Source organism: Pseudomonas protegens, assembly GCF_003732485.1.
GTDB lineage: Bacteria > Pseudomonadota > Gammaproteobacteria > Pseudomonadales > Pseudomonadaceae > Aquipseudomonas > Aquipseudomonas protegens_B.
The window spans coordinates 120011-124943 of record NZ_MOAK01000086.1; the positions used below are offsets into that span (position 1 = coordinate 120011).

Sequence of the window (4933 nt, forward strand, 5' to 3'; positions counted from 1 at the left end):
TGGGGAACAGGCCGATCTGCTGGATCACGTAGCCGATGTTGCGGCGCAGGGTCACTTCGTCCAGGCCGGTGGTGTCCTCGCCATTGATCAGCACCTTGCCCGAGGTGGGCATGATCAGGCGGTTGATCATTTTCAGCGTGGTGCTCTTGCCGCAGCCGGAGGGCCCGAGGAACACGCAGATCTCGCCTTCATTGACGGTCAGGCTTACCGAGTCGACGGCTTTGACATCCTTGCCGTTGCTGCGAAAGGTCTTGGTCAGGTTTTGAAGTTCGATCATTTCAGGAGTCCTTTTGGAGTCAGCGAGCGTTGCAGCCATTGCAGAAGCAGGTCGGCGAAGATGGCCAGGAGACTGACCAGCACGGCGCCGACGATCAGCATCGTCATGTCGCTGCGGCTGATGGAAGCAAGAATGAGTACGCCCAGGCCGCCGGCGCCGATGGTGGCGGCGATGGTCATGACGCCAATGTTCATCACCACGGCGGTGCGTACCCCGGCGAGGATCACCGGCACCGCGATCGGCAACTCGACCATGCGCAGGCGCTGGCCGAAGGTCATGCCGATGCCTCGGGCGGCTTCACGAATGCCCGGTTCGACGCCGGTCAGCGCCAGGTAGGTGTTGCGCATGATCGGCAGCAGGGAATAGAGGAACACCGCGGTGATGGCCGGCAGCGGGCCCAGGCCCTGGCCGAACTTGGAGTAGAACGGCAGCAGCAGGCCGAACAGGGCAATGGATGGAATGGTCAGCAGCACGGTGGCGCTGGCCTGCAGCGGGCCGGCAAGGGTCGGGAAGCGGGTCATCAGCACGCCCAGGGGCACGCCGAAGACGATGGCCAGGGTGACGGCGATGCCCACCAGGGTGATGTGCTGCCAGGTCAGGTGCAGGACCTGGGCCCAATCGAGATGGGAAAAGGCGTTCAGGAATTCCATGTCTTCTCCTCTTTAATTGATCGGGTGCTGGCGCAGGAAATCTGCGGCCACGGCGGATGGGCTTTCATGGTCGACATCGACCCGCGCATTCAACTGGCGCATGGTTTCGTCGTCGAACAGGGCTGCCAGTGGCTTGAGGTCGGTGGCCAGTTGCGGGTGGGCGTCGAGATAGACCTGGCGCACCACGGGCGCTGCGGTGTAGTCCGGGAAGTAGTGCTTGTCGTCTTCCAGCAATTTGAGCTTGAAGGCGTTGAGGCGCCCGTCGGTGGTGTACACCAGACCGGCAAACACCTGGCCATTGCGCAGGGCGGTGTAGACCAGGCCGGCGTCCATCTGCCGGGTGTTCTTGCGGGTCAGGGCCATGTCATACAGCTTGACCATCCCGGCCATGCCGTCGGAGCGGTTGGCGAACTCGGTGTCCAGGGCCACCAGGCGGTTTTCCTTGGTGTTTTCGGCCAGGGCCTGGGTCAGGTCGCTGATGCTGTTGATCTGGGGGTGTTCCCGGGCCACGTTCTCCGGCAGGGCCAGGGCGTAGGTATTGCTGAACTTGGACGGCGACAACCAGACCAGGCCTTTTTTCGCGTCGAGTTCTTTCACTCGGGCGTAGGACTGTTCGCTGTCGAGTTTCTCGTCGATGTGGTTGTAGGCCACCAGCGAGACCCCGGTGTATTCCCAGATCAGGTCCAGCTGTCCGCTTTCCTGGGCACTGCGGGCCAGGTTGCTCCCCAGGCCGCCGGTAACGCGGGTGTCGTAACCCTTGCTGCGCAGGTATTGGGAGGTGATTTCCGCCAGCAGGGTCTGTTCGGTGAAGACCCGGGCGCCGATGCGGATCAACGGTTTTTCCGCGGCGTGGGCCACTGTGCTGAAAAGCAGGGCGCAGCCGAGTATCAGGCTTAATTTCTTCATGTCGGTTCCTTGGCTCTGACGGGCTTAAGACGGGCGCAGACCACGTTCCAGCCAAAGGCGGCTGGCCAGGGTCACCAGGCCGTCGAGGAGCAAGGCCAGCAGCGCGGTGCAAGCGGCGCCGAGCAGCAGTTGCGGCTGGTTGTTCAGGGCGATGCCGGGGAAGATCAGACTGCCCAGGCTGTTGGCGCCGATCAGGAAGGCCAGGGGCGCGGTGCCGACGTTGATCGCCAGGGCCACTCGCACGCCGCCGATGATGATCGGTACGGCATTGGGCAATTCGACTTTCCACAGCACCTGGCGTGGCGTCATGCCGATGCCGACCGCCGCTTCCTTGAGGGAACCCTGGACGTTTTTCAGGCCTTCATAGGTGTTGCGCACGATGGGCAGCAAGGAGGCGAGGAACAGAGCGAAGATGGCCGGGCCACTGCCGATGCCGAGAATCCCCAGGGCGATGGCCAGGACGGCCAGGGGGGGGACGGTGTTACCGATGTTGAACACTTGCATGAAGCGTTCGGCGCGCCCGACCATGCTCGGGCGGCTGAGGAAAATGCCGGCGGGGATGCCCACCAGCAGTGCGGCAAGCATTGATGCCAGGACCAGGAACAGATGAGCTTGCAGGTAGAACAACAGATCGTCGCGGTAGTGTTCGATCGTAGTGATGCCGATCCAGTGGACCAGCAGGGCCAGGAGGGCGATTACCGCAGCGCCTCCTATCAGCCCTTTGCCATAGCGAATAGCCACAGGCGGACTCCTTTTTGTCGGTCGGCGGGCACTTTCCCGTGTGGCAAGGCCATTCCTGGCTGCCGGGAAAGTACGCGCGAAAAGCAGCTCGTCGAGCGCCGGCAGAGCGGCGGGTGAACGAGCCATGAGCGCAGCTTCGTCAAGCTAACTTGCTGATATTTCAGCCCCTGACGACAGCGCGTGACAGGGGAGTGGACGTCTCCACGTTTTAAAAGGTTCCATACTTGGCAGCATTTAGCCACCGTTAATCTGCCGTCCGGTCGCCGGGGCGACGGGGGGAGCTGTGGCCCGCAAGGCTATGTCTGGGCTATAATCTGCGCCCTTTTTTGATCACCGCCAGGCGATTTCCCATGACCCAACAGGCCGCCGAAGTCGCGAAACGCCGCACTTTCGCCATTATTTCCCACCCGGATGCGGGTAAGACCACCATCACCGAAAAGCTCTTGCTGATGGGCAAGGCGATTGCGGTGGCGGGCACCGTCAAATCGCGTAAGTCCGATCGCCACGCCACTTCCGACTGGATGGAGATGGAGAAGCAGCGGGGTATTTCCATTACCACGTCGGTCATGCAGTTCCCCTATCGCGAACACATGATCAACCTGCTGGACACCCCCGGCCACGAAGACTTCTCGGAAGACACCTACCGCACCCTGACCGCAGTGGACTCGGCGCTGATGGTGCTCGACGGCGGTAAGGGCGTTGAGCCACGGACCATCGCCCTGATGGACGTCTGCCGCCTGCGGGATACCCCCATCGTCAGTTTCATCAACAAACTCGACCGCGACATTCGCGACCCGATCGAGCTGCTGGATGAAATCGAAGCGGTGCTGAAGATCAAGGCCGCGCCCATCACCTGGCCGATCGGTTGCTACCGCGACTTCAAGGGCGTGTACCACCTGGCAGGCGACTACATCATCGTCTACACCCCGGGCCACGGCCACGAACGCACCGAAACCAAGATCATCGAGAAACTCGACTCCGACGAAGCCCGGGCCCACCTGGGTGACGAGTACGAGCGTTTCATCGAGCAGTTGGAGCTGGTGCAGGGGGCCTGCCACGAGTTCAACCAGCAGGAGTTCCTCGACGGTCATCTGACTCCGGTGTTCTTCGGTACCGCCCTGGGCAACTTCGGTGTCGATCACGTACTCGACGCCGTGGTGGACTGGGCGCCGCTGCCGCTGCCCCGTGAAGCCAACGAGCGCGCCGTGGCGCCCCAGGAAGAAAAATTCAGCGGTTTCGTGTTCAAGATCCAGGCGAACATGGACCCCAAGCACCGCGACCGTATCGCCTTCATGCGCATTTGCTCGGGCAAGTACGAGAAGGGCATGAAGATGCGCCACGTGCGTACCGGCAAGGACGTGCGCATCGGCGACGCCCTGACCTTCTTCTCCTCCGAGCGTGAGCAACTGGAAGAGGCCTATGCCGGCGATATCATCGGCCTGCACAACCACGGCACCATCCAGATCGGCGACACCTTCACCGAAGGCGAGGCCCTGGGCTTCACCGGTATCCCGCACTTCGCCCCGGAACTCTTCCGCCGCGTGCGCCTGAAGGACCCGCTCAAGTCCAAGCAACTGCGCCAGGGCCTGCAACAGCTGGCCGAAGAAGGCGCGACCCAGGTGTTCTTCCCCGAGCGCAGCAACGACATCATCCTCGGCGCCGTGGGTGTGCTGCAGTTCGATGTGGTGGCCAGCCGCCTGAAGGAGGAATACAAGGTGGAGTGCTCCTATGAGCCGATCACCGTGTGGTCTGCCCGTTGGATCGAATGCAGCGACAAGAAGAAGCTGGAAGAGTTTTCCAACAAGGCGGTGGAAAACCTGGCGTTGGACGGCGGCGGTCACCTGACTTACCTGGCGCCGACCCGGGTCAACCTGGCGCTGATGGAAGAGCGCTGGCCGGACGTGAAATTCCGCGCTACCCGCGAACACCACTAAGCTCGCCTGTGACACCCCAAGCCCCGCTGTGCAGACAGCGGGGCTTTTTGTTGCGCGCCGGATAGGCCCGCCGCCCCGTAGGAGCTGGCTTGCCAGCGAAGGCGGCGGACGCGGCGGTGCATGGCTTGCGGGCCTCTTCGCCGGCAAGCCGGCTCCTGCGGGTTGTGGTGTATTTCAGGGAGCGCCGTTAGTCGGAAGGGCCCGGCAGGTTTGGCTATCGATAGCCTGCTATCTGGAAAAGCCGGGATATCGGGACTAGGTTTCAGACAGTGCTGTGACCTTCGCAAGGTTGGGCGCAGCCTTCGATGATTCACCTGGGAAGGATGGAATCGGCTATGAACATTTTCCAACGCACGTTGTTGCTGATCAAAGTGCTGGTGATGCTGTCGCTCGGAACCTCGGCGGCCTGGGCTCACAATCTGCTT

General features: G+C 62.2%; 5 protein-coding genes. 1 reads left to right on the plus strand and 4 read right to left on the minus strand.

Annotated elements, in window-relative coordinates; all coding sequences use genetic code 11:
• The 4 genes from BLX41_RS36435 to BLX41_RS27510 all read right to left on the minus strand — a co-directional run.
• Positions 1 to 277, minus strand: a 277-nt coding sequence (locus tag BLX41_RS36435; RefSeq protein WP_259745249.1) for an ATP-binding cassette domain-containing protein, incomplete at its 3' end; no start/stop codon positions are given.
• Positions 274 to 927 carry an ABC transporter permease gene (locus BLX41_RS27500; RefSeq protein WP_123727434.1) on the minus strand — a complete coding sequence of 218 codons (654 nt, stop codon included), beginning with the start codon at positions 925 to 927 and terminating at the stop codon, positions 274 to 276. The genes BLX41_RS27500 and BLX41_RS36435, both read right to left, overlap by 4 nt.
• 12 nt (positions 928 to 939) lie before the next feature.
• Positions 940 to 1833 carry a glycine betaine ABC transporter substrate-binding protein gene (locus BLX41_RS27505; RefSeq protein ID WP_123727435.1) on the minus strand — a complete coding sequence of 298 codons (894 nt, stop codon included), beginning with the start codon at positions 1831 to 1833 and terminating at the stop codon, positions 940 to 942.
• A 24-nt stretch (positions 1834 to 1857) separates the two neighbouring features.
• Complete coding sequence (locus tag BLX41_RS27510) at positions 1858 to 2574, minus strand: ABC transporter permease (protein WP_102878350.1); 717 nt, start codon at positions 2572 to 2574, stop codon at positions 1858 to 1860.
• Between the two features lie 350 nt (positions 2575 to 2924).
• On the opposite strand from BLX41_RS27510, the gene BLX41_RS27515 reads away from it, so the two are divergent.
• Positions 2925 to 4508, plus strand: coding sequence for a peptide chain release factor 3 (locus BLX41_RS27515; protein ID WP_123727436.1), 1584 nt, complete (start codon positions 2925 to 2927; stop codon positions 4506 to 4508).
• Positions 4509 to 4933 lie beyond the last annotated feature (425 nt).

What these genes read in the sequence shown, in the direction of transcription:
- BLX41_RS27500 (WP_123727434.1), bottom strand. Translation starts at nt 927, where the DNA reads ATGGAATTCCTGAACGCCTTTTCCCATCTCGATTGGGCCCAGGTCCTG.
- BLX41_RS27505 (WP_123727435.1), bottom strand. Translation starts at nt 1,833, where the DNA reads ATGAAGAAATTAAGCCTGATACTCGGCTGCGCCCTGCTTTTCAGCACA.
- BLX41_RS27515 (WP_123727436.1), top strand. Translation starts at nt 2,925, where the DNA reads ATGACCCAACAGGCCGCCGAAGTCGCGAAACGCCGCACTTTCGCCATT.